General features: G+C 66.6%; 23 protein-coding genes. 9 read left to right on the top strand and 14 right to left on the bottom strand.

What is annotated here, in order from left to right:
• On the bottom strand, window positions 1–499 hold a 499-nt coding region (locus tag V3B25_RS03735), incomplete at its 3' end, for a transposase (RefSeq protein WP_329810124.1).
• A 283-nt stretch (window positions 500–782) separates the two neighbouring features.
• Window positions 783–1,157, bottom strand: coding sequence for a hypothetical protein (locus tag V3B25_RS03730; protein WP_329810123.1), 375 nt, complete (start codon window positions 1,155–1,157; stop codon window positions 783–785).
• Between the two features lie 320 nt (window positions 1,158–1,477).
• Here V3B25_RS03730 and V3B25_RS03725 point away from each other — a divergent pair, with 320 nt between their 5' ends.
• The 9 genes from V3B25_RS03725 (at window position 1,478) to V3B25_RS03685 (ending at window position 11,562) form a co-directional block, all read left to right on the top strand.
• Window positions 1,478–2,506 (top strand): alpha/beta hydrolase-fold protein, encoded by a 1,029-nt coding sequence (locus V3B25_RS03725; protein ID WP_149908477.1) that lies wholly within the window; start codon window positions 1,478–1,480, stop codon window positions 2,504–2,506.
• Window positions 2,507–2,629: 123 nt separating this feature from the next.
• Window positions 2,630–4,006 (top strand): YncE family protein, encoded by a 1,377-nt coding sequence (locus V3B25_RS03720; RefSeq protein WP_329810122.1) that lies wholly within the window; start codon window positions 2,630–2,632, stop codon window positions 4,004–4,006.
• A gap of 51 nt (window positions 4,007–4,057) precedes the next feature.
• Window positions 4,058–5,104 carry an ABC transporter substrate-binding protein gene (locus V3B25_RS03715; protein WP_329810121.1) on the top strand — a complete coding sequence of 349 codons (1,047 nt, stop codon included), beginning with the start codon at window positions 4,058–4,060 and terminating at the stop codon, window positions 5,102–5,104.
• Complete coding sequence (locus V3B25_RS03710; RefSeq protein WP_329810120.1) at window positions 5,101–6,144, top strand: iron ABC transporter permease; 1,044 nt, start codon at window positions 5,101–5,103, stop codon at window positions 6,142–6,144. Before V3B25_RS03715 ends, V3B25_RS03710 begins: the two co-directional genes overlap by 4 nt.
• On the top strand, window positions 6,141–6,902 hold the full coding sequence (locus tag V3B25_RS03705; RefSeq protein ID WP_329810119.1) for a heme ABC transporter ATP-binding protein: 762 nt from the start codon (window positions 6,141–6,143) through the stop codon (window positions 6,900–6,902). The genes V3B25_RS03710 and V3B25_RS03705 overlap by 4 nt, the downstream gene beginning before the upstream one ends.
• Window positions 6,903–6,966: 64 nt before the next feature.
• Window positions 6,967–7,716: a hypothetical protein gene (locus V3B25_RS03700; protein ID WP_329810118.1), complete on the top strand. Its 750-nt coding sequence runs from the start codon at window positions 6,967–6,969 to the stop codon at window positions 7,714–7,716.
• Window positions 7,717–8,155: 439 nt separating this feature from the next.
• Window positions 8,156–10,192 carry an elongation factor G gene (fusA, locus tag V3B25_RS03695; RefSeq protein ID WP_329810117.1) on the top strand — a complete coding sequence of 679 codons (2,037 nt, stop codon included), beginning with the start codon at window positions 8,156–8,158 and terminating at the stop codon, window positions 10,190–10,192.
• A gap of 231 nt (window positions 10,193–10,423) precedes the next feature.
• Window positions 10,424–10,696 carry a hypothetical protein gene (locus tag V3B25_RS03690; RefSeq protein WP_005409616.1) on the top strand — a complete coding sequence of 91 codons (273 nt, stop codon included), beginning with the start codon at window positions 10,424–10,426 and terminating at the stop codon, window positions 10,694–10,696.
• A gap of 110 nt (window positions 10,697–10,806) precedes the next feature.
• Window positions 10,807–11,562, top strand: a complete 756-nt coding sequence (locus V3B25_RS03685; protein ID WP_032127340.1) for a SapC family protein — start codon at window positions 10,807–10,809, stop codon at window positions 11,560–11,562.
• On the opposite strand, the gene V3B25_RS03680 is transcribed toward V3B25_RS03685, so the two are convergent.
• The 12 genes from V3B25_RS03680 to V3B25_RS03625 all read right to left on the bottom strand — a co-directional run bounded on the left by V3B25_RS03680 (window position 11,563) and on the right by V3B25_RS03625 (window position 23,375).
• On the bottom strand, window positions 11,563–13,881 hold the full coding sequence (locus V3B25_RS03680; RefSeq protein WP_329810116.1) for an ATP-binding protein: 2,319 nt from the start codon (window positions 13,879–13,881) through the stop codon (window positions 11,563–11,565). It lies immediately after the preceding gene.
• The gene (locus V3B25_RS03675; protein ID WP_049421979.1) at window positions 13,881–14,507 is read right to left on the bottom strand and encodes a response regulator transcription factor; all 627 of its coding nucleotides are present in this window, start codon (window positions 14,505–14,507) and stop codon (window positions 13,881–13,883) included. The genes V3B25_RS03680 and V3B25_RS03675 overlap by 1 nt, the downstream gene beginning before the upstream one ends.
• A gap of 164 nt (window positions 14,508–14,671) precedes the next feature.
• Window positions 14,672–15,199, bottom strand: a complete 528-nt coding sequence (locus V3B25_RS03670; RefSeq protein WP_032127338.1) for a GNAT family N-acetyltransferase — start codon at window positions 15,197–15,199, stop codon at window positions 14,672–14,674.
• A 135-nt stretch (window positions 15,200–15,334) separates the two neighbouring features.
• The gene (locus tag V3B25_RS03665) at window positions 15,335–15,868 is read right to left on the bottom strand and encodes a lipocalin family protein (protein ID WP_049421983.1); all 534 of its coding nucleotides are present in this window, start codon (window positions 15,866–15,868) and stop codon (window positions 15,335–15,337) included.
• Window positions 15,869–15,876: 8 nt separating this feature from the next.
• Window positions 15,877–16,950, bottom strand: coding sequence for a class I SAM-dependent methyltransferase (locus V3B25_RS03660; protein ID WP_329810115.1), 1,074 nt, complete (start codon window positions 16,948–16,950; stop codon window positions 15,877–15,879).
• Window positions 16,947–17,732, bottom strand: coding sequence for a DUF1295 domain-containing protein (locus V3B25_RS03655; protein WP_329810114.1), 786 nt, complete (start codon window positions 17,730–17,732; stop codon window positions 16,947–16,949). The genes V3B25_RS03660 and V3B25_RS03655 overlap by 4 nt, the downstream gene beginning before the upstream one ends.
• Complete coding sequence (locus V3B25_RS03650; protein WP_329810112.1) at window positions 17,729–18,274, bottom strand: DUF2878 domain-containing protein; 546 nt, start codon at window positions 18,272–18,274, stop codon at window positions 17,729–17,731. Before V3B25_RS03650 ends, V3B25_RS03655 begins: the two co-directional genes overlap by 4 nt.
• A gap of 1 nt (window position 18,275) precedes the next feature.
• On the bottom strand, window positions 18,276–19,535 hold the full coding sequence (locus V3B25_RS03645; protein WP_329810111.1) for a cyclopropane-fatty-acyl-phospholipid synthase family protein: 1,260 nt from the start codon (window positions 19,533–19,535) through the stop codon (window positions 18,276–18,278).
• A complete protein-coding gene (locus V3B25_RS03640) occupies window positions 19,532–20,299 on the bottom strand; it encodes a DUF1365 domain-containing protein (RefSeq protein ID WP_329810110.1) in 768 nt (255 codons plus the stop codon). The genes V3B25_RS03645 and V3B25_RS03640 overlap by 4 nt, the downstream gene beginning before the upstream one ends.
• Window positions 20,296–21,573: an FAD-dependent oxidoreductase gene (locus V3B25_RS03635; protein WP_329810108.1), complete on the bottom strand. Its 1,278-nt coding sequence runs from the start codon at window positions 21,571–21,573 to the stop codon at window positions 20,296–20,298. The genes V3B25_RS03640 and V3B25_RS03635 overlap by 4 nt, the downstream gene beginning before the upstream one ends.
• A 1-nt stretch (window position 21,574) precedes the next feature.
• The gene (locus V3B25_RS03630) at window positions 21,575–22,525 is read right to left on the bottom strand and encodes an acyl-CoA desaturase (protein ID WP_329810106.1); all 951 of its coding nucleotides are present in this window, start codon (window positions 22,523–22,525) and stop codon (window positions 21,575–21,577) included.
• A gap of 82 nt (window positions 22,526–22,607) precedes the next feature.
• Window positions 22,608–23,375: a hypothetical protein gene (locus tag V3B25_RS03625; protein ID WP_329810104.1), complete on the bottom strand. Its 768-nt coding sequence runs from the start codon at window positions 23,373–23,375 to the stop codon at window positions 22,608–22,610.
• Window positions 23,376–23,444: the final 69 nt, after the last annotated feature.

Here is a 23,444-nt window from a genome sequence, read left to right as displayed (position 1 = left end):
GCGTCCCAGCCAGAGCGCAGAACAGATCTGACAGCTCCCCGGGGGCACTTTTGCTTACCCCGAAGGATTGCTCCAGGCGCGCGCGTGTCTTTACCAGCGTCTGCCGCTTGCGCAGCAAATCGTGCATTTGCTGCTGCTCATCGGTACGCGGTACGTATTCACGCAGGCGATCGTTCTCCTTCTTCACGTATCGGGCGATCGCTTCGGCGTCCATGGCGTCCGTCTTGCCACGCGAGCCCGTCGCCCGGCCGTAGTGCTTGATCAGACGTGGATTGATCACATAGACAACGTGGCCTGCCTGGCCAGCCATCCGAGCCAACAACTCGTAGTACCGCCCCGTCGCCTCCATGCCAATCCGGCATCGCTGGGGCAAGGTGTTGAGCCACTGGGCTATGCCGGCCCGGGTGTTGGCGATCCTGTCGCCGGCCTTGCGGTCGGCCACTGCCGGTACGAACTCCTTGGAGTCCACGTCCACGCCAATATCGAGAGAATCAGACATTTGTACGGCTCCCAGCTATCTTTAAGGGGCTGGGGTGGTACCGCACCGACGTTAGCTTGCCTACATCGACGATCCCCTTTGGGGGCCGTACGATCCTTTATCGACGTTCGTGTGCGGGATGGGGATCGCTCGACTCGTCTGTCGGCTAGTATCCGCAGATGCATGCTTGACGGTCCCTCCACCCTGGCTCCTACATACCTCGTAGGAGCCGGGAGGAACATACAAGCATGGCTCGACGCTAGAGAGGCAACGAAGAGAAGCCGGCGTTTCGCCGGCTTCGTCTTTACTTGATGGCGCAATCGCCGAAGGACAGGTGGTCCGTGCCGGAACTGAACTGCAGCGTGCAGCTGGCGGTGAACACGGCGCCTTCTTCCAGTGCGCCGAGCTTGGCGGCCTGCTGCGCATCGTCGGAGGTCAGCCGGGCCAGGACATTGCCCTGGTCATCACCGGCCTCGATCAGCGGTTCGCCCGCCAGGTTGCTGGAGACGCCCAGCGCCACAGCGGTGAAGGTCACCGTCTGGTTGAGTTCTTCCATGCCCAGTGACGAATTGCCGGCCTCTTCAAAGGCCTGGTAGAGCGTTGGCAGATCCTGTGCGGCATGGGCGGCCAGCGGTGCAAGCAGGCCGAGGGAAAGGGCGATCAGGACGGTGCGCTTCAAGGTGTTCTCGCAGTCACGGGATTCATTCCCGTGGATGGTGTCAGTAGATCCACGCCATGCGTGGATGGGTTTGGCAAAGGACAGGGCGCGGCCGGCGGCTCGATTGCCCATCCATCCGCAGCCCTGCGACGGAAGGGCGCTCCTGCGCCCCGCTGGCCGGCAAAATAGTGGATTCGGTGTTTCCGGCGCAAACGGGAAAATGAACGCATCGCGCGCGTGATACACAGCGTGACGTTCGATCGATGTGATAATCATTCGCGTTTAAGGTAGACTGCGGTCCCTTGTGAACCGGCGGCCCTGGGCCGCTTCTGCCGCCGCTGATGAAGCATTTCGTCCCGCCTTCGCGCCGTGGTCCACTGGCCCGCGGCCTGGTCGCCTTGATGATGGGTCTGCTCCTGGCCACCCCGTACGCCCATGCGCAGCAGCGCAATCCGCTGCAGAAGATCGGCCACACCGTGCTCGACGAGCCGGCGGTCAGTTATCGCTTCGAGCATTTCGTGGTGGACAGTCCAGACCAGCAACGCCGCTGGCGGGTGAATGTGGCGATCCCGGCCAAGGCCAGCAAGGCGCCGCTGCCGGTGCTGTACGCGCTGGATGGCAATGCCGTGGCGATGGTGCTGGATCAGCCGTTGCTGGCCGAGCTGGCGGCACGCAAGGCGCCACCGGTACTGGTGCTGATCGGCTACGACAACGACCTGCGCATCGATTCGAAGGCGCGCACCCGCGACTACACCGCGTGGATCGACCGTGCCGACGACGAGAGCGGCACAACCCAGGCCGTCGGCGGTGGTGCCGCCGCTTTCCTCGACGTGATCGAACGCCGCATCAAGCCGGAGGTCGAGCGTCGCGCACGCATCGATACGGAGCAACAAGCGCTGTGGGGTCACTCGCTGGGCGGGTTGTTCGTGCTCAACGCGCTGTACACGCGTCCCGCCGCCTTCCAGTCCTATCTGGCGGCCAGCCCGTCGCTGTGGTGGAGCCAGGGCGCGGCGCTGGGTGATCCGGAACAGCAGTTCGTGCAGAACGTGCATGGCCAGCCGGCAAAGCTCTGGCTGATGCTGGGCGGTGCCGAGCGTGTCGGTGATCGCGGCAAGCGCGACATGAACAATCCGCGCGTGGTCGCGCACCTGCGCCGCATCGGTGGCGCCACCCCGGATGCGGCGATGCAGCTGTCCGAGCGGTTGGCCAAGGTGCCGGGCATGCGCGTGCAGTATCGCGAGTTCCCCGGCCTCGGCCACGGCCCGATGCTGCCTGCGTCGTTCCATGCCGCGTTACATGAACTGTACGGCGTGACCGACCGCAGCGCCGGTGACGGCGCGCCCAATGGCGGGGACAGCGCCGCCGAATGAATCCCTTCGCATGCCAAGGCGTGCGACCCCCACTACCCAGGCGAGGCTGCCGATGTGCAGCGGCCCAGGCAACCGATGAATCCCGCGTCACGTGGCGCGGCCTACGTGTGCAAGGAGCCTTCCATGTCGTTCCGTCCGTCTTTCCGTCTCACCTCTCTCGCCGCTGGCCTGTTGCTGGCCGTGACCGCCACCGCACAGCCGGTGTTCGATCAGCCGGCCAACGCCACCTTCAAGGGCGAGGTCGTCTCGCGCGGTGAGAACGTGGTTCCCGGCAGCACTGCCGACGTGGTCGGTCGCGGTTTCGTGCCGGGCCAGAAAGTCAGCCTGCTGCGTGGCGACAGCGTGCTCAACACGCAGCCGCTGGTGGTCGATGCCGATGGCAACTTCAAGACCCAGCTGAGCATTCCGGCCGACGCCGTGCCGGGTACCCACCCGGTGGTGGTGCGCGCCAGCCAGCCGGCTGCAGCCACCGTGCTAAAGCTGCGCGTCTCGCCGCAGCTGCCGCTGTCCGGCCAGGCGCAGTTCGCCACCCAGTCCAACAAGCTGGTGCCGGGCCTGTATCAGTCCGCCTACAGCGCCGCCAGCAACGCGCTATTCGTGACCTCGGCCGTGGGCCGCCCGCCGGTGACCCAGTCGCAGCTGCTGAAGCTGGACCCGAAGTCGCTGAAGGTGACCAAGGCGATCACCCCGGCGCAGGTGCCGGGCGGTACCAATGGCGCGGTCTATGCGGTCTACGGTGTGGGCGTGGATGACACCAATGGCAACGTCTGGGTGACTAATACCCGCCAGAACTCGATCGCGGTCTACCGCCAGAAGGACCTGTCGCTGGTCCACCAGTTCCCGGTCGACACCGTGCCGCACGCGCGCGACGTGGTGGTCGATGGCACCCACGGCAAGGTGTTCGCCTCGGCCACGGGTGAAGACCACCTGTCGGTGTTCGATGCCAAGACCTTCAAGGAGCTGCCGGCAGTGACGCTGGAATCCGGCGTGGATGACGGCAAGTTCACCCCGATGAGCCTGGTGCTGGACGAGAAGGCCGGCAAGCTGTTCACCGTCAGCATCGGCACGCCGGAAGCGGCGGTGATCGATGTGGCCAGCGGCAAGGTCGAGAAGGTCATCGACCTGGGCAACTCGATCAGTGCCTCGGGCGTGGCCTTCGACGCGGCACGCAACCGCCTTTACGTAGCCTCGCAGGGCACCGACAACCTGCTGATCGTCGACGTGGCGGCCGGCAAGGTGCTGCATGACGTGCCGGTCGGCGCCGGTGCGCTGAACGTCGCATTCGATGATGCCTCCGGCCTGGCCTATGTCAGCAACCGTGGCGCTGGCACGGTCACCGTGGTGAATGGTGACGGCAAGGTGGTCGCCAACCTCGATGGCGGCACGCTGCCGAACCATGTCCGCGCCGACGGCAAGGGCAACGTGTTCGCGGTGAACAAGTCGCGTGGCGCCGAAGACCCGAAGGGTGACCGCATCACCCGCATCACCCCGAAGCAGTAAGTCACACGGCGGGGCGGCGTGCGCGTCGCCCCGCCAGCAAGGAGAACGAGCATGAACATCGCGTCCCGTCTGCGCCTGTGTGCGCTTCCATTGGCTGTCTCGCTGGCACTGGCTGCCTGTGGCGGTTCATCGACGCCCTCGGACACTGGCAAGCTGGCTGAGCCTGCCGCCGCGACCGCGGCTGGCGAAGCCGCGTTGCCGGCTGGCTGGCAGCGCGTGGCCGGCACCGACATGCCGGCCGTGCGCGATCAGAAGGCCGTGCTGCCGGCCAAGGTTCATTCCGATGACGGCGCCGACATCGAGGTGGCCGATACCAGCCGCGTCATTGCCGGTGGTGACGACGTGATCGCGGTGATCGAGGCGCTGGGTCTGGGCAAGCAGGTATTTGCCGCGCCGACCAACACCACCACGCAGGCCGGCCTGGCTGCCCCGCACCAGTTCCTGTTCAACCGCACCACGGGCGTGGAGGGCGTGCTGAGCCTGCAGGGCTCGCTGTTCCTCGGCAACAGCCTGCGCCGCCACACCGAGCTGGCGAAGAAACTGCGTGAGGTGGGCGAACCGGCGGTGGTCATCGATGACCTGCAGCCGGCACCGGACAAGGTGCGCAAGGTCGCCGCCGCACTAGGGCTGGCCGAGGCAGGGCAGGCACTTGCCACGCAGGTGCAGCGTCAGCTCGACGAGGCTGCAGCGATTGGCAAGGGCCTGGGCCATGCGCCACGAGTGATCCACGTTTCGGCCACCGGCGCCGGTGGCTCCCCGACCGTGGCCGGTGCGGACAGTGCGTCGGCGCAGCTGATCGCCCTGGCCGGCGGGGTCAACATCGGTACCGAGGCGGGAGTGAAGAACTACTCGCAGCTGAGCAATGAAGGTGTGGTCGCGGCAGCGCCGGAGGTGATCCTGGTGACCGAGCATGACCTGCAGCTGTTCGGTGGCGCTGAAGGCCTGTGGAAGTCCTACCCGACGCTGAAGCAGACCCCGGCCGGGCAGGCCAATCGGGTCTGGGTGATGCCGGATGTGCAGCTGAAGTACACCAGCGTCGGCTCCGGTGCCGGTGCGCTGGCGCTGGCCAAGGCGCTGGCGGCGTTGCCGAAGGCATGAGTCCGGCGGATCGGCGCCGCCGTCGCGGACGGACGATGTTGCTGGTGGCGTTGCTGGCACTGCTGGGGGCGGTGCTGGCCTCCTTCGCCGTGGGCCCGCTGCGGCTGCCGCCGCTGGAGGTGATGCAGGCGTTGGCGGTGAAGCTGGGTCTGCTCGATCCTCAGGCGGTCAGCAGCCGCGACCTCGCCGTGGTCTGGCAGCTGCGCATTCCGCGCGCCCTGCTGGGCGCGATGGTCGGTGCGTCGCTGGCGATGGCCGGTGCCAGCCTGCAGGGCCTGTTCGGCAATCCGCTGGCCGATCCTGGCATTGTCGGTGTCAGCCAAGGCGCCGCACTGGGCGCAGTTGCCGCCATCGTGCTGGGTGCTGCGGGCGCGGCCGGTTGGCTGGTGCCGGTGGCCGCGTTCGCTGGCGGCGCACTGGCAATCGGCCTGACCTACGCATTGGCCCGGCCCGGCAAGGGCACGGGCAACGCCACGCTGCTGCTGGTCGGTATCGCGATGGCCGCGTTCTGCTCGGCGTTGATCGGTTTCCTTACATATATCGCCAGCGAGAGCGAGCTGCAGTCGCTGGTGTTCTGGCAGATGGGCTCGCTGGCGCGCGCCAACTGGGCCGATGTGGCGGCCGTGGTGCCGTTGTTTGCCATCGGTGTGTTCGCGCTGCAGCGGTTGGCCACGCCGCTGGACATGCTGGCGCTGGGCGAACGCCAGGCACAGCACCTCGGGCTGGATGTGACCCGCACGCGGCGTCGTCTGGTGGCGTTCAGTGCGCTGCTGGTGGGCGCGGCGGTGGCCTTTGCCGGCTCGATCAGCTTCGTTGGCCTGGTGGTGCCGCACGTGGCGCGCCTGCTGGTCGGCCCCGGGCATCGCTGGCTGCTGCCGTTGTCCGGCCTGCTCGGTGCGCTGCTGATCGTGGTGGCCGACGCCGCCGCACGCACGCTTGATCCACCCGCGGAGATTCCGCTGGGCTTGTTCTCGGCCGCGCTGGGCGCACCGTTCTTCCTCTGGCTGGTGCTGCAGCAGCGCCGCAAGGCGGCCCCATGAGCGCGCTGCTGAAGCTGCACGAGGTGGTGGTGCGCCGCCAGCAGCGCGAGATCCTGCATGGCATCTCGCTGGCGTTCGAGCCGGGCACGGTGACCGCCCTGGTTGGCCCGAACGGCGCGGGCAAATCCACGCTGTTGGCGGTGGCTGCCGGTGACCTGCGTGCCGACGTGGGTGAGGTGAGCCTGCTGGGCAAGCCCTTGGCCAGCTACAAAGCGGGGCCGCTGGCACGCGAGCGCGCGGTGATGCCGCAGGAGCACGGCGTGCGCTTCGCGTTCAGTGTGGAAGAAGTGGTGGCGATGGGGCGGCTGCCGCATCCGCCGGATCCAGCCGTGGACGACGCCCTGGTGGAAGCGGCAATCGATGCCGCCGAGCTGCAGGCGCTGCGCCTGCGCGAGGTGCAGCAGCTGTCGGGCGGCGAGTCCGCCCGGACCACGTTCGCGCGCGTGCTGGCGCAGGACACGCCGCTACTGCTGCTGGATGAGCCAACCGCAGCGCTGGATCTGCGTCACCAGGAACGCACGCTGCGCAGTGTCCGCGCCTGTGCCGAGGCCGGTGCGTGCGTGATCGTGGTGCTGCACGATCTGAATCTGGCCGCCGGCTATGCCGATCGCATCGTGCTGCTGGAGCAGGGCAGGGTGGCAGCCGATGGCACGCCGTTGCAGGTGCTGACTGAAGAAAACCTGCGGCGGGTCTACCAGCAGGACGTGGTGGTGCTGGAGCACCCACGGCGCGGCGTGCCGCTGGTGGTGGTGACCTGAGCGTCCAGTCGTTCTGCGCGGCGACGTATCATGTGCAGTTCGTTTTCTTCAATGGACTGATGTGATGATCCGTACTGTTTCACATGGCGTGCTGCTCTCGGCAATGGTCGCCTCCGTATGCGCCGCCAGCACCGCGTCCGCATCCTCGGTCTCCCTGATCAAGGCCGCCGAGCAGGCCTCGCTGATCGAGAGCCGGTATTCCGCCGGCGGGGGCGCTCCGGTGGTTCCGGTGACGACCCGCTATTTCGCCAGTGATGAAGTGCTCATCAGCTGGGATGACCAGCAGGTGCTGATGCTGTGCAGGGAGGCGGTGTACCTGCAGATTCCTGCCGGCAAGGCAGGTGACGTTGCGCTGGCTGCTGAACAGCGGCAGATGATTGCCTATCAGGCAATGATGTCCGGCCTGGGTTCGCTTGCGGCCGTGGCCGAAGCGGCGGGGGATTCGGTGGTGGTGGCGGACGACGGCAGCGAGACCCGTCGCGCGGGTGAGAGCAGCTGGGCCTACGGGGTGGAACGCCATGACGTCACCACCCAGCGCATGGCCGATGGCGCGCTGCGGATCCGGGCACGCAAGACCGAGACCGTGAACAAGGCCAAGCCTGCGGAGCCGGACGACATGTTCAGTACCGAAGACGACCAGGCGGCGCGACTGTCGGAGCTGGCGCCGGTCGGCAGCTGGACCGAGGTGGTGGTCCATGGCGGCCCGCGCCAGGCGCAGGTGGATCCGGCGATGTCGTTGAAGGGATGGATCTCGATGGGGGACGACCAGGCTGCGACCGTGGCTGAGGCGCGCAAGCTGCACGACTGCAAGTAAGGCAGGGCAGGGGTCAGAGCCCTTGCATTGGGCAAAGGGATCTGACCCCGGTCATTGCCGGCCTCATCGTTCTATTCATGCGCGCAATATTCACTTGCGCGCCAGATTGGCAGGTCTAGAATGCGCCCCATGAACCGGATGCCGCTCCTGAAGTTTTTCACCCTGACCCGCGCAAGCGCGGAACGGGCGTGTCTGCCTGGAGCCCCACGAGGCCGTTGAGACGGCCATCGCTGGACCTTCGACAGAGCGCCCTCCGGGGCGCTCTTTTCGTTTCTGATTTCCCGCAAGTCGACTAACAGTCGACTCTACCCAGTCGACCCTACCCAGTACCCAAGGAGAACGTGCCATGCACCAGATCGCCGAGACCGAACGCTAGCCGCGCACCCTGTCGCCAACCGGGGTGCGCGGCCCCCGAAGTTGGCTTTGCAGGAGTCTCTCTATGAACACCCAAGTCCTTTCCCGCCGTCGCAACCTTGGCATCATTGCCCACATCGACGCCGGCAAGACCACGCTGACCGAACGCCTGCTGTGGAAAAGCGGCGAGATCCATCGCGTCGGCGAGGTGCACGATGGCAATGCGACCACCGATTTCTCGGCGATCGAGCGCGAACGTGGCATCACCATCGGCGCCGCCGCCGTGCAGGCGCAGTGGGCGCCGCGCGACCTGCCGCCGCATCGGCTGACCCTGATCGATACCCCCGGCCACATCGACTTCGCCATCGAAGTCGAGCGCTCCCTGCGCGTGCTCGACGGTGCCGTGGCCGTATTCTCGGCGGTGGATGGCGTGCAGCCGCAGTCGGAAACCGTGTGGCGCCAGGCGCGGCGCCATCGCGTGCCGCTGATCGCCTTCGTCAACAAGATGGACCGCGTTGGTGCCTCGTTCGAGCGCGTGCTGGAGCAGCTGCAGGACAAGCTGCAGGCGCGGCCGTGGGCGCTCGGCGTGCCGCTGGGCAGCGAAAGCGACTTCAACGGCTGGGTCGACCTGGTCGATGAGCGCGTGCTGCAGTGGGAAGATGGCGCCGTAACCGCGGTGACTCCGTGGGACGACGCGGCGCGCACCCTGTGGCAGCCGCAGCGCGACGCACTGGTCGAGGCCGTGGCCGACCACGACGAACTTCTGGCCGATGCCTGGCTGGAAGGTCGCGCCATCGATGCGGAACAGCTGCGCGCGGCGATCCGGCGCGCGACGCTGGCCGGTGCAGGCGTGCCGGTGCTGGCCGGTGCCGCGTTCAAGGACAAGGGCATCGAGACGCTGCTGGATGCGGTGGTCGATTACCTGCCGTCGCCGCTGGATCGGCCTGCAGTCACCGCTGAAAGCGAGAGCGGCGAGGTGGTGCTGCCGCCGGATCCAGACGGTCCGCTGGCGGGCCTGCTGTTCAAGATCACTCACCAGCAGCACGGCGCATTGAGCTTCGTGCGGCTGTACTCGGGCACCTTGAAGGTCGGTGATGCCGTGGCCAGTTCGCAGCATCCGCAGGGTCGACGTGTCAGTCGCCTGGTGCGGGTGCAGGCCGACCAGACCCACGACATCGAACAGGCCGTGGCCGGTGACATCGTCGCGGTGCTGGGCTGGAAGGATGCGGTCAGTGGCGAAACGCTGAGCGGCCGTGCGCAGCCGCTACGCCTGGAGAACATCCAGGCACAGGCGCCGGTGCTGGCCTGGCGGCTGGAGCCGGCGCGTGCGGCCGACCTGATCCGGATGGCGCAGGGTCTGGCCAGCCTGGCCCAGGAAGATCCCTCGTTCCGCGTCGAAACCGATCGCGACACGGCGGAGACCCTGGTCTGGGGCATGGGCGAGCTGCACCTGGAGGTGATGGTCGAGCGCCTGCGCAGCGAATGGAAGGTCGAGGTGGGCGTAGGTTCGCCGCGCGTGGCCTACCAGGAGACACCGCTGCGTGCGATGGCCGGCGTGGTGGGGCGGCTGGTCAAGCAGACCGGTGGCCAGGGCCAGTTCGCGCACGTGGTGCTGGATGTATCGCCGCGCGAGGACGACCAGGTGGTGTTCAACGACCGCATCGTCGGTGGCGTGGTGCCGCGCAGCTTCATCGCCGCGGTGGAGAAGGGCGTGCGTGCCGCGCTGTCGGAGGGTCCGCAGGGCCATCCGGTGGTCGGTATCGAGGTCAGTCTTGTCGATGGCCAGACCCATGCCAAGGACTCGTCGGAGATGGCGTTCCACCGTGCCGGTGCCGAGGCGATCAAGGTGGCACTGGTCGAAGGTGGCACGCAACTGCTGGAGCCGGTGATGGCGGTGACGGTGCATTCGCCGTCGGCGTCGGTGGGTGATGTGGTGGGCGATCTCAACCGTCGCCATGGTCGCATTGCCCGCATCGAGGACCAGGACGGTCGCGCCGAGGTCAGTGGTTTCGCACCGCTGGCGCAGCTGGTGGGTTACACCACATCACTGCGTTCGCTCAGCCAGGGGCGGGCCAGCAGTGAGGCGCACCTGCATGGTTACGAGCCGGTACGCGCTGCGTAAGGAAAGGCGAGGGGAGCCCGTGAGCGGGCTCCCCTTTTTTGTAGGCGTTGGTGAGGTTCCGTATCCACGCATGGCGTGGATCTACTGCGAAGCGGCGCGAATGATGAATCCGCATCAGCACGCAAGTATTTGCACTGCATTGCAACAAAACTGCAGAAAAAGCTGGATTAAAGTGATGCCTCACGATAAATTGCGCACCCCCCGTTGCTCGCCGCCGCCCGCACCCCTCTCATGCGTGATGACAAAGACCCCGGAACCCTGGAGCTGACCCTGCCGCGAAAGCGCGGTCGTCCGCCCAAGTTCGGGTACGCAATGAGTGACGCGCAGCGCGCAGCGCGCTACCGCGCGCGCCGGGCCGGGCAGGCCAACCACGCCGATGTGCGCTCCTGCTCGGACATGGTGCTGCTGGACAAGATCCGCGCTGCGGTGAGCGCGCGCGACACCGAACTGGCCGGGTTCCTGGTCCACGTCCTCTGGCAGCGCTACCCCCTGCAGTTGAAATAGGCCGTCGGTGGGGTGGCCGTTGTCATCGAGCTTGTTGATAATGCGGGATTCAGGTTGTTCCCGCTGGCGCGCCCGGGATGGCAGGCGCGCATGATCGAACGGTTCCCAAGATGACCACCACCAGCGACACCACCACCGAAGCGGCGCCGAGCAGCGCCCCCCTGTTCTACACCCGTCCGGTGCCGCTGCAGGCCGATGTGCATGCCGATCTGCGCATCCTGCCGGGCAGGCTCGAGTTTGCCGCCGGCAACAACGCCATTCCGCTGGTGCTGGGCGAGTTCTCGCTGGCCCTGCACCACTTCCCGATCCTGTTCGCCGGCCCGACCGCCGTGCCGATGGCAGCCGTGGGCGTGTCCGACCAGAACCTGTTCATCAAGGACGGCCTGTGGGAAGACGAGGCCTATATCCCGGCCTACCTGCGTCGCCACCCCTTCATCTTCATCGACACCGGTGCAGACAACGACTTCCTGCTGGGCATCGACGAAGAGAGCGCGCGCGTGGTCAAGGGCGGTGACGAAGGCCAGCCGCTGTTCGTTGATGGCAAGGCCACCGACATGGTGCAGCAGGCGTTGGAGTTCTGCGGCCAGTACACCCGCGAGCACGAACAGACCCAGGCCTTCTCCAAGGCGCTGATCGACAACGGCCTGCTGGTCGAGCGCAACGCCACCGTCCGCACTCCGGATGGCCGCGAGTTCAATCTCAACGGCTTCCTGGTGGTGGACGTCGAGAAGTTCGTGGCGCTGCCGGAAGCGACCGTGGTCGAGTGGCACCGCAGCGGCTGGCTGGCGCTGATCCACCAGCACCTGATGTCGCTGGGTCGCTTCAATGACCTGACCCGTCGCCAGGTCGAGCGCCTGGCGGCCTGATCAGGCCGATGGTGCGGCTTCCGCCTTGCGGGAGCCGTGCCACTGCTGCAATCCCCGCAGCAGTCGCCGCGCCTCGACCCAGTCAGGCGCGGCCTCATGCCCCAGTTCCCACAGGTCGGCCGCTGTGCCGGCCTGATCCGTTGCCCGGCACATCTGCAGCGTTCCCTGCAGCCGATGTGCATGATGGCGCAGTGTCGAGGCATCGGCGTCCTGCACGGCCTGTTCAATCCTGGCCAGCTCATGGGCAATGTCCGCAGCGTAATCCGGCTCGGCGCCAGGGGTGTCATCGGGCGCAGTGCCGTGCGCCGAGGGCGGCAGGTCCAGCGCCTGCAGCAGGCTCGCAACCTGCAGCGGCTTGACCAGGATGGCGTCGAAGCCGGCCCTTCGGCAGCGTGCCGCGTGCCGGCGCCCCATGCGGGCGGACAGGGCAATCACTCGCAGAGGTGCCTGTGCCTGCGCGCGCAGCTGCTGCGCCAGTGCATAGCCATCCGAGCCGCGAAGCCCGATATCCAGTACTACCGTGCCGCGCGGTCGTAGCGCATGCTCGGCCAATGCGGCGTCGGCATCGGCAACCGCGCGTACGTCGGCGCCCAGCCGACGCAGTTGCTCTGCGACGACATGCCGGCTGAGTGCATGATCTTCGACAAGGAGCAGGTCGATGCCGGTCAGTGGCGTCTGCTGCAGCGGCTCGATGGGCGGCTGATCGCCGTGAACGGCGCGGACCGGCAATCGCAGGGTGAAACGGCTGCCGCGCCCATGCACGCTGTGTGCGGTCAGGTTGCCGCCCATGGCAACGGCCAGTTCGTGCGCAATCGTCAGGCCCAGCCCGCTGCCGCCACGCCTCTGACCATCCTCGTTCTGCTGGAATGGTCGGAACAGAAGCGCCAGTTGAGCGGGTGCGATGCCGATGCCGCTGTCGATCACATCCAGCAACAGCTCCCGGGGAGACAGGGCGGGTTGTAGTTGCAGGCGCACCTCGATACCGCCGATATCGGTGAATTTCAGTGCATTGCCCAGCAGGTTGTCGACAATCTGGCGCAGTCCATCAGCATCGAGCACAACCACCGGCGCTGGATCGGGCGCGCGATCCAACTGGAGTGACAGCCCTCTCCGCAGTGCCTCCGGCCGGATTGCTTCCAGTGCGCGGGCACAGAGTTGGCCGACGTCGCAGGGCGTGGGATGCGGCCTGAAGCTGCCGCTGGCAAGGCGCGAGAACGCCAGCGAGCGATCGAGCAGCCTGCGCAGCGAGTGGCCGGCGGCAAGGGCAGCCGCGAGCAGTTCACGCTGCCCCTTGGGCAGGTGTGACTGGCTCAGCAGGTCGATCGAAGCCAGTACTGTCTGCGCGGAATTGCGCACTTCATGGCTGATCATTCCCGCCGCGCGCCCGAGGCGTTGTTCCGCGCGGCCGATTCGCCAGCGTAACGCCTGCCAGAGCACGGGCAGGCCGATGAGTGCCGCGGCCAGACACAGCAGCCAGAGCAGGAGCGGGGAACGCACCCGATCCAGTGCGCTCTCGATGGATGTGGGCAGCATCTGCTGCGCCCACAACTCCAGCAGGCCTGCGTGCTCTTCGAGGGTGATGGCGCGCAGCGCCTGATCGATGCGCGCCAGCAGCTGCTGGTCCTCCCGGCGGACAAGCAGGTGCAGATCGGTGGAGAATCCGCTGTCGAACGGGTGCAATTGCAGGCTTCCCGTGAAGTGCTGCCGGATCATCGAGTGCAGCGTTGCTTCCAGGCCGATCGCAGCATCGGCGTTGCCGCTTTCCACCGCGGCCAGGGCCGCATGGCGGTCGGGGAGATGCAGGAGGTGGATCCGGGGGTGGTGGATCGTCAGCCAGTCGGCATAGGGGCCGCCGTCAACCACGGCCAGCAGCTGCGCCCTCACGCCGGTAATGTCACGGGGCGGGTGCTCGCCTTTACGCACAGCCAATACCGTCTTGCCGCCATGGAAAGCGCCGGAGGCCCTCAGGTCGGCACAGGGAAGCGGGTGCGAGGGGCTGCCCATGACCAGCACCAGGTCGGCCTCGTCCCGGCAGACGGCAGCGACCGCTGCGCTCGTGCTGGGGTAGTTGAGATCGCGGAAGCGCAGGCCGGAATGCCGAGCCACAAGCCTGGCATAGCCATGGGCGAGGGTGGGTAGTGCGCTTGAATCCGCCAGCGTTGGGGGGAGCGGGCGCAGTGATGGCGCGGTGGCGACCCGCACTTCGCGGCCGGCGGACCATCTCTGCAGTTGTGCATCCTCGGCCGATGCAGCCGGCAGCAGGATCAGGGCCAGCAACAACGTGCACGATGTGCGCAGACGGAGGCGAACGCGCCCCATCACTGGAGCTCCAGCTGCTGCCGCAGTGCATAGATCTCCGCATCATTGCGCAACCCGAGCTTGCGCAGGGCCGCGACCTTCTGGGTACTGACCGTCTTGACGCTGCGGTGGCGACGCAGCGCGATTTCCGAGACAGTCAGGCCGGCCAGGAGCAGATCCAGCACTTCGCGTTCATTGCGGCTGAGTTCCTCGCGGCACGCCGGGAACAGGCAATCGGCAGGGAGGCGGCACAGCCCCTGCGAGATGCGCACGATGGCATCAGACAGCATCTCCAGGGGCTCGGACTTGCTGACTACGCCGGAGATGCCGGTCGCCAGCAGGTGGTCGATGCGGGTGGATGGCGTCAGCGTGGCGAAGGCGAGCAGGGGAATATGTGGGAAGCACTCGCGCAGCAGCGGAACCAGCTCATCACTGCTGCGGTCGCCAGGCGCCAGGGTGAGATCGATGATGGCGACATCCACTGCCAACTGGCGCAGGCTGCCGATGAGCTCATCGCTGCGGGTGTGGCTGGCGACAATGCTGAAGCGGACGTCGTGGGACAGGTGCAGGGCGGTGCCGCGGCGGACGATTTCGTGATCGTCGAGGAGTGCCAGCCGCAGTCGGCGCGGTGCAGGATATCCATTCATGCGCAGGGAGGTGATCGGCGCCCGCAGGGCGTGGCGATCATTCTGGCGCCGCTGTCGCGTCGAGCATCGAACTTGTTGGAATTTTGCGATTATTCCTAAGAATCGATGCGTAAAGCCCATCAATTCAATGCCGCCGATTGATGAGGTGGATCGTCAGTACCCAATCAAGCGCTTCGGGGTACTTCGCTCGCGCTGCGCAGGTCGCGGGCCATTTCGCTGGTCGCAGCCCATCCGAGATCCGCATACAGTGGTTTCCCTTGGGTGGTAGCGTGCAGCACCGCGTAGGCCACCGCTCGTCCGGCGAATGCATGGTCGGCCAGTTTCATCAGTTGGCGGGCGATGCCGCGACGCCGATAGCCGGGCTCCACGTAGACATTGAGTACGTAGCCGCGCGTGTCCTGCTCTGGATGGGCGGGGTGGGGCGGCCAGTCGATCAGCATCAGGCCAATGCCTGCGATGGGTTGTCCATTGTCGGAAAGGACATGGCCGAAGTAGTCGCCTGACACCAGGCGCGGTTCGAGCCAGGTACGGAACGGGGCCGCCATCTGCTGAAGGATCTCTTCGCTCCGGCCGCTTTCACGGAACATCGCTTCTCGGTGAGCGCAGATGAGGTCGAGGTCGCACGGAAGGATCTGCCGGACTTCGAATCCATTCCAGGAGGTTGTGATGGCATCGTCCGCGGGGCTGTTCATCGATCGTGTATCCGTTCCGGCCTTGCTGGCCTGCCCAGCATCGTATCTGCAGGGCGCGTCGCGAGTGCACCACGTTGCAATGATTGATGATCGACTGATGCTCCAGGACGATCGACCCGGGCAGAAGGTGCCGCGTCATCGCACCGATTGCGGCACCCGCCTCAGCTTGCGGGTGTCGTAACCCATGGCCGCAATCCGCTCGACCGCCTGCTGGTAGTCACTGTCCGACACCTGCGGGGTGCGGGCCATGTACCAGACGTAATCGCGCTTGCTTCGTGCCACGATGGTCTGGCGGTAGCTTTCATCGAGCCAGGCGATCACGTACTCAGCCTGGATCGGCCAGATGAACTGCATGCCCCAGACCGCGCCGTTGCCTTCCTTCTCGACACGACCGATGGGGTGCATGGACTTCTGTGGCGCTTCGAAGCTGCCTTTGCGGTACGTGAAGGTGGTCTGGATGCGTCCATCGGGGCGCAGGGCATAGCTCTCCACGGCGTCGAAGGCTTCGCGCTCAGGGCGCGACGGGATATGCGCGATCACGTACCAGTCGCCCATGAAGCGCGGCACATCCACCGACGGTGGACGCGGCAACGGGCGGGTATCGCTGGAACTGCAGCCGGAACCGAACAGGCCGACCGCGATCAGGGGAAGCAGCGGAAACATGCGCATCGGGCACCTCAGCGGGGTCGGAACAGATAGTGGGCCACCAGCCACTGCTGGCCGTCGTCGTAGCCGAACAGCTCGGCGCATGCCATCCAGAACATCCGCCAGCGCTGCCACCAGACCTTCGCTGCAACCTGGCCATAGGTGGCGATCAACACCGGCATCACCTGCTCGCGGGCTGCATCCTGGTTGGCCAGCCAGTGGTCGGCCGTGCGCTGGTAATGGGTGCCGTCCAGCAGCCAGCGTTGCTCCAGGCGCAGGTCGCGCTGGAAATGCAGCAGCGTGTCGGCCGCCGGCATCAGTCCGCCGGTAAAGAAGTGGCGACCCATCCAGTTGTCGCCGCCGTCTGTCTCGAACGGATACATCAGTGTGCGATGGGCGAAGATGTGCACGAACAGTGCACCCTCCGGTTTCAGCCACCGTGCGATGCCGGCCAGCAGGCGCTGGTAGTTGCGTACGTGCTCGAACATCTCCACCGAGACGCAGCAGTCGAACCGCGCCTTGGGCAGGTCAAGCTGGTTGACGTCGCGGGTCACCACCTCGACGTTGCTCAGGCCACGCGCCTGGCACTGCGCCATGATGTACTGGCGTTGGCTGTGCGAGTTGGAGACGGCGGTGATATGCGCGTGCGGGTAACGTTCGGCCATCCACAGGGTCAATGAGCCCCAGCCGCAGCCCAGCTCAAGTATCTGCTGGCCATCGGCCAGTCCGGCGCGCTGGCCGTACAGTTCCAGCATGGCGTCCTCGGCCTGGTCCAGCGTTTCGCGCCCGGTGGCGTAGTAGCAGCTGCTGTACTTCAACCGCTTGCCCAGGCAGGCCTGGAAGAACGCCGCGGGAACTTCGTAGTGCTGGCGGTTGGCCGCTTCGGTATGCAGCGCGAGTGGGCTGTCGGCCAGCTCGGCGATGCGCCGGCTGAAGCGTGCCGATTGGCCTTCGATGCCGCCTTCGCTTTCCTCATGCAGGCGTTGCGCGCACAAGCGGCGAATGCCCGCACGCAGCGCCGCATCGGGCACCAGCCCGCGTTCGGCCCAGGCGATCAGCCCGGTTTCCGCACCTTCGGCCGGATTCAGTGACGGGATCGCGCTCATGCGGAATGCTCCTTGGAAGAACGGGGGAACCAGGGAAAGAACATCGATGTAGTGCGCTGGTAGGCGCGGTAGTCGTCGCCGCGGCTGCGCAGCGCTTGCTTTTCAGTGAAGGGAATGCCGCTGAGAAAGCGCAGGAACACGTACATCAGCAGCGGGCCGGCCCAGGCCAGCCACCATAGTGGCGAGCCGACCGCGAGCAGGACATAGCTGAACCAGTGCAGCCACTCGAAGAAGTAGTTGGGGTGGCGGGAGTAACGCCAGAGCCCCTCGCGGCAGGTGCGACCCTTGTTCGCTGGATTCGCGCGGAACCGGGCCAGTTGATGGTCGGCCAGGCTCTCGCCGCCGACGCTCAGCAGCCAGACAAGTGCGGCGGCCACGATCCAAAACGTCATGCTTGTCTGCGGATTGGCCGCCACCGCGACGAAGGGCAGGGCGAACAGCACGACCAGCAGCGCCTGGGCCATGAAGAAGCCGAAGATCTTGCCTTGATGCCCCTGCCAGTGCTCGCGCAGATAGCGGTAGCGGCCGTCTTCCTGTTCGTGGCGGACCCGGTGCCACAGGTGCAAGGCGAGTCGACTGCCCCACAGGCCACCGAGCACGCCGAGCGCCATCCGTGGCGCCGCCGCACCATCGCCGAGCCACGCCAGCAACAGGGCTGACGCGCCCACGCCCTTGGCCCAGAGCACATCGACCACGCCGATGTTGTGATGGCGGCGCTGCCAGGCCCAACCCCAGCTCATCACCAGCACGGCGTACAGCAGGACCCACATCAGAGTGATCATGGCGACGCTCCAGCGAAGGGCGGCTGCGGGGTGTGCATGCCGCGACGGGCGGTCCAGCACAGCAGGGAAAGCGCAATGCTCCAGCCCGCGCCCAGGACCAGCAGCCCCGGCCATACAGGATCTGCGAACCGCACTGCATCGAACCCCCGTGCGGCGGAGAGATAGGCCAGAGGTGCCAGCAGCAGCCCGAACAGAGGCGGCAGCACCGGGTGGCGCTGCAGGAAGCACATCGACGTGGCCAGCGTCATCGCGAACGCCGCCCACAACGCCATGATCCAGGGCGGTGGCGCCCAACCCAGTGGGGCCGCCGCGTAGCGGACCGTACCGCTGGCGGCTGCAGTTGCGTCGACCAGCCATGCGCAGACCAGTGCCAACATCAGCAGCCGAAGATCCAGTCGCGGCTGCGGTGAAGTCAGCAGCTGGCTGCCGATATAGATCGTTGCGGCCAGCAGCGCCGGCCACTGCCAGCCTCGCCCTGCGCCGGCCACGGCACACAGCCAGACCAGCTGGTTGCCAAGCAGATTGGTCCAGAACCGGCGCATGTCAGCGGCTGTCGCCTGCAGCGAGGACGGGCCGGTGGTCCGGACGGGCCAGCAGCAGATGCGAGACGCCGATCGAACGTTCCAGGAAGCCGCCCTCGCAATAGGCCAGATAGAACTCCCACAACCGGCAGAAGTGCGTATCAAAGCCCTGCGCCTGCACCGCAGGCAGCTGGGCCAGGAAGCGCTGGCGCCAGGCGCGCAGGGTCAGTGCGTAGGAGTGGCCGAAGTCCTGCTGGGCGATCAGCTGCAGGTCGCTGGATCGGGTCTTGGCGGCCATGATCGCGTTGATCGATGGGATGAAGCTGCCCGGAAATACATAGCGCTTGATGTAGTCGACGCTGCGCCGGGCCTGTTCGTAGCGATGGTCCTCGATGGTGATGGCCTGCAGCAGGGCAACGCCATCCGGCTTGAGCAGGCGTTGCAGTGTAGCCATGTAGGTGTCCAGGTACTCGGCGCCGATCGCTTCGATCATCTCGATCGAGACCAGCTTGTCGAACTGGCCCTGCAGGTCGCGGTAGTCCTGCATCAGCAGCGTGACCTGGTCCTGCAGGCCCGCGGCCTCTACGCGTTGGGCGGCCAGCGCATGCTGTTCCGCGGAGATGGTGGTGGTGGTCACATGGCAGCCATAGTGCTGGGCGGCGTGTACCGCGAAACCGCCCCAGCCGGTGCCGATCTCCACCACGCGGTCGCCTGGCTTGAGTTGCAGCTGCTGGCAGATGCGGTCCAGCTTGCGCCGCGAGGCGGATTCCAATGACTCGGATTCGCTGTCGAACATCGCCGACGAGTACATCAGGTCCGGCGACAGGAACAGGGCAAAGAAGTCGTTGCCCAGGTCATAGTGCGCGGCGATATTGCGGCGGCTGCCTTCACGGCTGTTGCGGCGCAGGCGGTTCCAGACCCGCAGCATCCCCCCACCCAAGCGGGCCGGGCCACGCTCCATGCCGTCGAGCAGATCGCGATTGCGCACCAGCAGCCGGATCAGTGCCACCAGATCATCGCAGTGCCACTCGCCCTGGATGTAGCTTTCACCTGCGCCCACACTGCCTTGCGCAGCAACCTTGCGATAGAACGCCGGGTCATCGATGGTGACGGTGACATGCAGTTCACCACGGGCATCGCCCAGCCAGACTTCGCCGAGTGCATCGCGCACGCACAGCCGACCGTCGCGCATCGGGGCCAACTGGGCCAGCAGGCGGCGGCGCAGGAACGCGTCCAAGGCGCCGGGGCGCGGCAGGGCAACCCAGGGAGTCATCGAGTTCATCGCGGTTTCTCGGCAAGAGTGGGGTGGTCGTGCACCGGGTTGCGTTTCAACCACAGTCGCAGTGCGTGCCAGTGAATGGCGGCCACCACCTGGGTGGTCATCAGGGGATAGCAGGCCAGGACCCGGGCCAGCCCGCGGCCATCCAAGGCACGCCGCTGCATGGCCTGGGTGGCATCAAACTGGCGCACGCCGTCCCGCCAGACCTGCATGTGCACGCGCAGGTCCTGGTCGGGGTGGTTGAATCGCCAGTCGTAGCCGCAGTCCATCGGCATGAACGGCGAGACATGGAAGCACTTGTCGAACTGCCAACGCAGTGAGCTGCCTTCGTGCGTGGCGGTAGCGACCGGCAGCACATAGGCGTGCCGTTCCTTCCAGGGCGTGTTGGTGATCTCGGCGACAATGCAGTCCAGCGTGCTGCCGTCGGCCTGGTAGCAGTAGTAGAAACTGACCGGGTTGAACACGTGCCCGGCAAAGCGAAGATGGGTGAGCAGGCGCACCGGGCCGGTCGGCCGGTAGCCAAGCGTGTGGGCAGCGTGATCGCGGATGGCATCGGCCAGTGGCCGTGCGGGATCGCCGAAGTAGTCGCTGCGGCGGAACTCGGCCAGGTTGCGGCGATTGACCGACCACAACCAGCGCCCGGCGAACACCGTATCGAGTTCGTCCAGATCGAGCAGCAGCTGGGCGATGGGGTAACGGAAGGCATGCGGGTGCGGATGATGCCGGCGATGCATCACCTGCCCGATGTAGAGCGCGCTGGTGCTCATGCCGCCACCTCATCCGCGGCGGATGCCAGCCGATGTGGAGCGCAGGCCTGCAGGGCATCGACCACGCGGCGGGCGCTGCGGATGCCATCCTCATGGAAGCCCCATCCCCAATAGGCGCCTGCGAACCACGTATGGCGACGGCCCTGCAGTTCCGCCCAGCGCTGTTGCGCGCGCACTGCGGCATGGTCGTGCACCGGGTGGGCATAGCGCAGCGTACGCAGTACTTTGGCCGGATCGATTGCCTCGCTGCGGTTGAGCGTAACCACCAGGGGCGTATCGCCGGGCAGGCCCTGCAGCAGGTTCATGCAGTAGCTGACCGTGCAGGGCGCGGCGCGATCCTCTGGCACGTGCGCGTTCCATGCCGCCCACGCCTTGCGGTTGCGCGGCAGCAATGACGCATCGGTGTGCAGCACCGCTTCATTGGTTTGATAGCGGATGGCGCCGAGCACGTCGCGCTCGATGGGGTCGGCGTCGCGCAGCAGCGCCAGCGCCTGGTCGCTGTGGCAGGCCAGGATGACCTCATCGAAGCCTTCCACGCCGGCCGCGCTGTGCACGCGCGCGCCCCAGGGCATGCGCTCGATCGACTGCACCGGGCACTCCAGCCGCTCATGCACCCGCCAGCGGGCGCGCAGGGCATCGACATAGCGTGCCGATCCGCCGCTCACCACCCGCCAAGGCGCGCGCCCGCTCATCTGCAGCATCTGGTGGTTGGCCATGAACTGGGCCAGGTAGCGCGCCGGGAAGTCCTGCACGGTGGCGGTCGGTGAGGACCACAGTGCCGAGGCCATCGGCAGCAGGTGCTCGTCGATGAAGGCCTCGCCATAGCGCTGGCTGCGCAGGTACTCGCCGAGCGTGGGGCCGTCTTCCTCGGCCAGCAGCAACGGCGCATCCCGATAGAACCGGCGCAGGTCGGCCAGCATGCCCCAGAATCGAGGTGACACCAGGTTGCGGCGCTGGCAGAACAGGCCATCCAGCGAGGTGGCGTTGTACTCCACGCCGCTGCGCTCGCTGTGCATCGAGAAGCTCATCGTGGTCGGCTGCGAAGCCACACCCAGCTCGTCGAAGAGCGCGGTCAGCAGCGGATAGTGCTGGGGATTGAACACGATGAACCCGGTATCCACCGCCATGCGTGTCCCATCCACCTGCACGTCGTGCGTGTGGGTATGACCACCGAGGTAGTCGTTGGCCTCGAACAGCGTGACGTCGTGCTGGCCATCGAGCCACCAGGCACTGGCCAGCCCCGCGATACCCGAGCCGATGACGGCGATGCGCATGTCAGTACCTCGCCTTGGCCAGGACCCACTCGGGGATGGGCTTGAGACCTTTGACCAGGCCCAGGGCGGCCATCGCGCGCAGTCCGTACCAGGTCAAATCCACTTCCCACCAGCGGAAGCCCTGGCGGACAGTGCCGGGGAAGAAGTGGTGGTTGTTGTGCCAGCCTTCGCCGAAGGTGAGCAGCGCCAGCCAGAGGTTGTTGCGGCTGTCATCGCGTGTGTCGAAGCGGCGGCGGCCGAATCGATGCGCCAGCGAATTGATGGTGACCGTGGCATGGAACAGCACGATGGTGGAGATGAAGAAGCCCCACACAAGCAGCTGTGGGCCGGAGGTGTGCAGGCCCGGTGCCCAGCGCTCCAGCCCGGCGCCCAATGCATACAGCGCTGCGGCCAGCAGTACCGGTACGGCCGTATCGAAACGGTCCAGCCAGCGCAGTTCGGGGAAGCGCGCCAGGTCCGGTACCCGTGACAGATCGGTGGCGAACGCCTCGCGGGTCAGGAACCAACCCATGTGGCTGCGCCAGAAGCCGCCCTCGCGTGGCGAGTGCGGATCCAGCGGCTGGTCGGCATGCCGATGGTGATGGCGATGATGGGCGGCCCACCAGAGCGGCCCACGCTGCACGCTGGAGGCGCCGATGACAGCGAACACGAACTGCACCGGCCGCGATGCCTGGAAGGTCCGGTGCGAGAAATAGCGGTGATAGAACGCCGTGATGGCAAACATGCGCACCGCATAGAGCACTGCGGCGACGATCACCGCTGTCCATGAGATTCCGACCCAGAGCACAGCGATGCAGGCCAGGTGCATCAGTGCGAATGGCACGGCGCGCAACCAGTCGATGTGGCCGGGCTGTTCGCCGGTGGTCTCTGCGACGTTGCCGGTGTCGATCCAGCGCTGCAGGGTACGCAGCAGGCGCGAGCGTCGACGGGGGAGGGGCGCTACAGAGGCCATTGGGGGATCTCGGCGGGTGTCGTGTCTACCTGTACGCAGCAGCGCGTGCAATGGATGCGCTGCGACGCGAAGAATCTCGACTTCACCTGGGCGTCACGGCGCAGCGGTCGACCAGAGGATGCGTCCAGGCCTGCTGCCATTCCGCGGCAGTCTGCTCGGCAGCAGGCGAGCTGAAGCGCACCGTCACCTGCGGATAAGTGCCGCGTGCGTCGCGCAGGTTGCTGGTACCGCGGAATTCCAGCAGGCGGCGGTCGGCGCTGGCATAGACGAGTGACAGACGCGGGGCGATGCCGCCGTACCAGGTGTCCAGACTGACGTCGATCGACTGCCCATCAATACCCTGCCAACGTACCGGACCGATGCGCCGCACCTGCACCGGGAAGTAGCGCTGCCGCCCCGGCACCAGAAAGGGCAGACTGATGCGTTCGCCGCGCAGCAGCGCCGGCCAGTGCAGGCGCACCGCGGCGTCGAACCCTGCATCGATCACCGCGTCCGGCGGCAGTTCAAGCCGGCGCTGATGCGGCTGGCTGGCGGCATCTTCCTTCCAGGCAATCGACACCGAGTCGCCAGTGGCGTCCACTTCGGCGGTCTGGCCGCTGCGGCGGTCCTGCAGCGAATAGCTCCGTGCCTGCGGGCGGGCGCTGGCGGGCAGATGCTTGCGGGCGAAGGGCTGGCCATCCGGGCACTGGTACAGCACCCAGCGTTCGGCACCCTCCGTTGCCTCGCGCCGCCAGTGCACTTCACGGTAGAGGATGTCGCCCTGCGCGGAGGTGGCCACACCCTCACTTCGCAGCCAGGGTGCCGCCAGCGCGGCATGGGGCAGGCACAGCAGCAGCCAGGCAGTGCGCATGGTGTTCATCCGGAAGGGTAGGTCTCTCAGGTCATACGGCGGGGGCGCCCGGTTGGATGCGCAGTGCCG

The sequence above is a fragment of the Stenotrophomonas sp. SMYL8 genome (assembly GCF_036320065.1).
Classification (GTDB): domain Bacteria; phylum Pseudomonadota; class Gammaproteobacteria; order Xanthomonadales; family Xanthomonadaceae; genus Stenotrophomonas; species Stenotrophomonas maltophilia_A.
The sequence above is the reverse complement of the archived record's forward strand: the minus strand, read 5'-3'. Positions and strand labels throughout refer to the sequence as shown.

Excerpts from the sequence above, each read along its gene's own strand:
- V3B25_RS03725 (WP_149908477.1), top strand. The coding sequence starts at position 1,478 with ATGAAGCATTTCGTCCCGCCTTCGCGCCGTGGTCCACTGGCCCGCGGC.
- V3B25_RS03720 (WP_329810122.1), top strand. The coding sequence starts at position 2,630 with ATGTCGTTCCGTCCGTCTTTCCGTCTCACCTCTCTCGCCGCTGGCCTG.
- V3B25_RS03715 (WP_329810121.1), top strand. The coding sequence starts at position 4,058 with ATGAACATCGCGTCCCGTCTGCGCCTGTGTGCGCTTCCATTGGCTGTC.
- V3B25_RS03710 (WP_329810120.1), top strand. The coding sequence starts at position 5,101 with ATGAGTCCGGCGGATCGGCGCCGCCGTCGCGGACGGACGATGTTGCTG.
- V3B25_RS03705 (WP_329810119.1), top strand. The coding sequence starts at position 6,141 with ATGAGCGCGCTGCTGAAGCTGCACGAGGTGGTGGTGCGCCGCCAGCAG.
- V3B25_RS03700 (WP_329810118.1), top strand. The coding sequence starts at position 6,967 with ATGATCCGTACTGTTTCACATGGCGTGCTGCTCTCGGCAATGGTCGCC.
- fusA (WP_329810117.1), top strand. The coding sequence starts at position 8,156 with ATGAACACCCAAGTCCTTTCCCGCCGTCGCAACCTTGGCATCATTGCC.
- V3B25_RS03690 (WP_005409616.1), top strand. The coding sequence starts at position 10,424 with ATGCGTGATGACAAAGACCCCGGAACCCTGGAGCTGACCCTGCCGCGA.
- V3B25_RS03685 (WP_032127340.1), top strand. The coding sequence starts at position 10,807 with ATGACCACCACCAGCGACACCACCACCGAAGCGGCGCCGAGCAGCGCC.
- V3B25_RS03680 (WP_329810116.1), bottom strand. The coding sequence starts at position 13,881 with ATGGGGCGCGTTCGCCTCCGTCTGCGCACATCGTGCACGTTGTTGCTG.
- V3B25_RS03675 (WP_049421979.1), bottom strand. The coding sequence starts at position 14,507 with ATGAATGGATATCCTGCACCGCGCCGACTGCGGCTGGCACTCCTCGAC.
- V3B25_RS03670 (WP_032127338.1), bottom strand. The coding sequence starts at position 15,199 with ATGAACAGCCCCGCGGACGATGCCATCACAACCTCCTGGAATGGATTC.
- V3B25_RS03665 (WP_049421983.1), bottom strand. The coding sequence starts at position 15,868 with ATGCGCATGTTTCCGCTGCTTCCCCTGATCGCGGTCGGCCTGTTCGGT.
- V3B25_RS03660 (WP_329810115.1), bottom strand. The coding sequence starts at position 16,950 with ATGAGCGCGATCCCGTCACTGAATCCGGCCGAAGGTGCGGAAACCGGG.
- V3B25_RS03655 (WP_329810114.1), bottom strand. The coding sequence starts at position 17,732 with ATGATCACTCTGATGTGGGTCCTGCTGTACGCCGTGCTGGTGATGAGC.
- V3B25_RS03650 (WP_329810112.1), bottom strand. The coding sequence starts at position 18,274 with ATGCGCCGGTTCTGGACCAATCTGCTTGGCAACCAGCTGGTCTGGCTG.
- V3B25_RS03645 (WP_329810111.1), bottom strand. The coding sequence starts at position 19,535 with ATGAACTCGATGACTCCCTGGGTTGCCCTGCCGCGCCCCGGCGCCTTG.
- V3B25_RS03640 (WP_329810110.1), bottom strand. The coding sequence starts at position 20,299 with ATGAGCACCAGCGCGCTCTACATCGGGCAGGTGATGCATCGCCGGCAT.
- V3B25_RS03635 (WP_329810108.1), bottom strand. The coding sequence starts at position 21,573 with ATGCGCATCGCCGTCATCGGCTCGGGTATCGCGGGGCTGGCCAGTGCC.
- V3B25_RS03630 (WP_329810106.1), bottom strand. The coding sequence starts at position 22,525 with ATGGCCTCTGTAGCGCCCCTCCCCCGTCGACGCTCGCGCCTGCTGCGT.
- V3B25_RS03625 (WP_329810104.1), bottom strand. The coding sequence starts at position 23,375 with ATGCGCACTGCCTGGCTGCTGCTGTGCCTGCCCCATGCCGCGCTGGCG.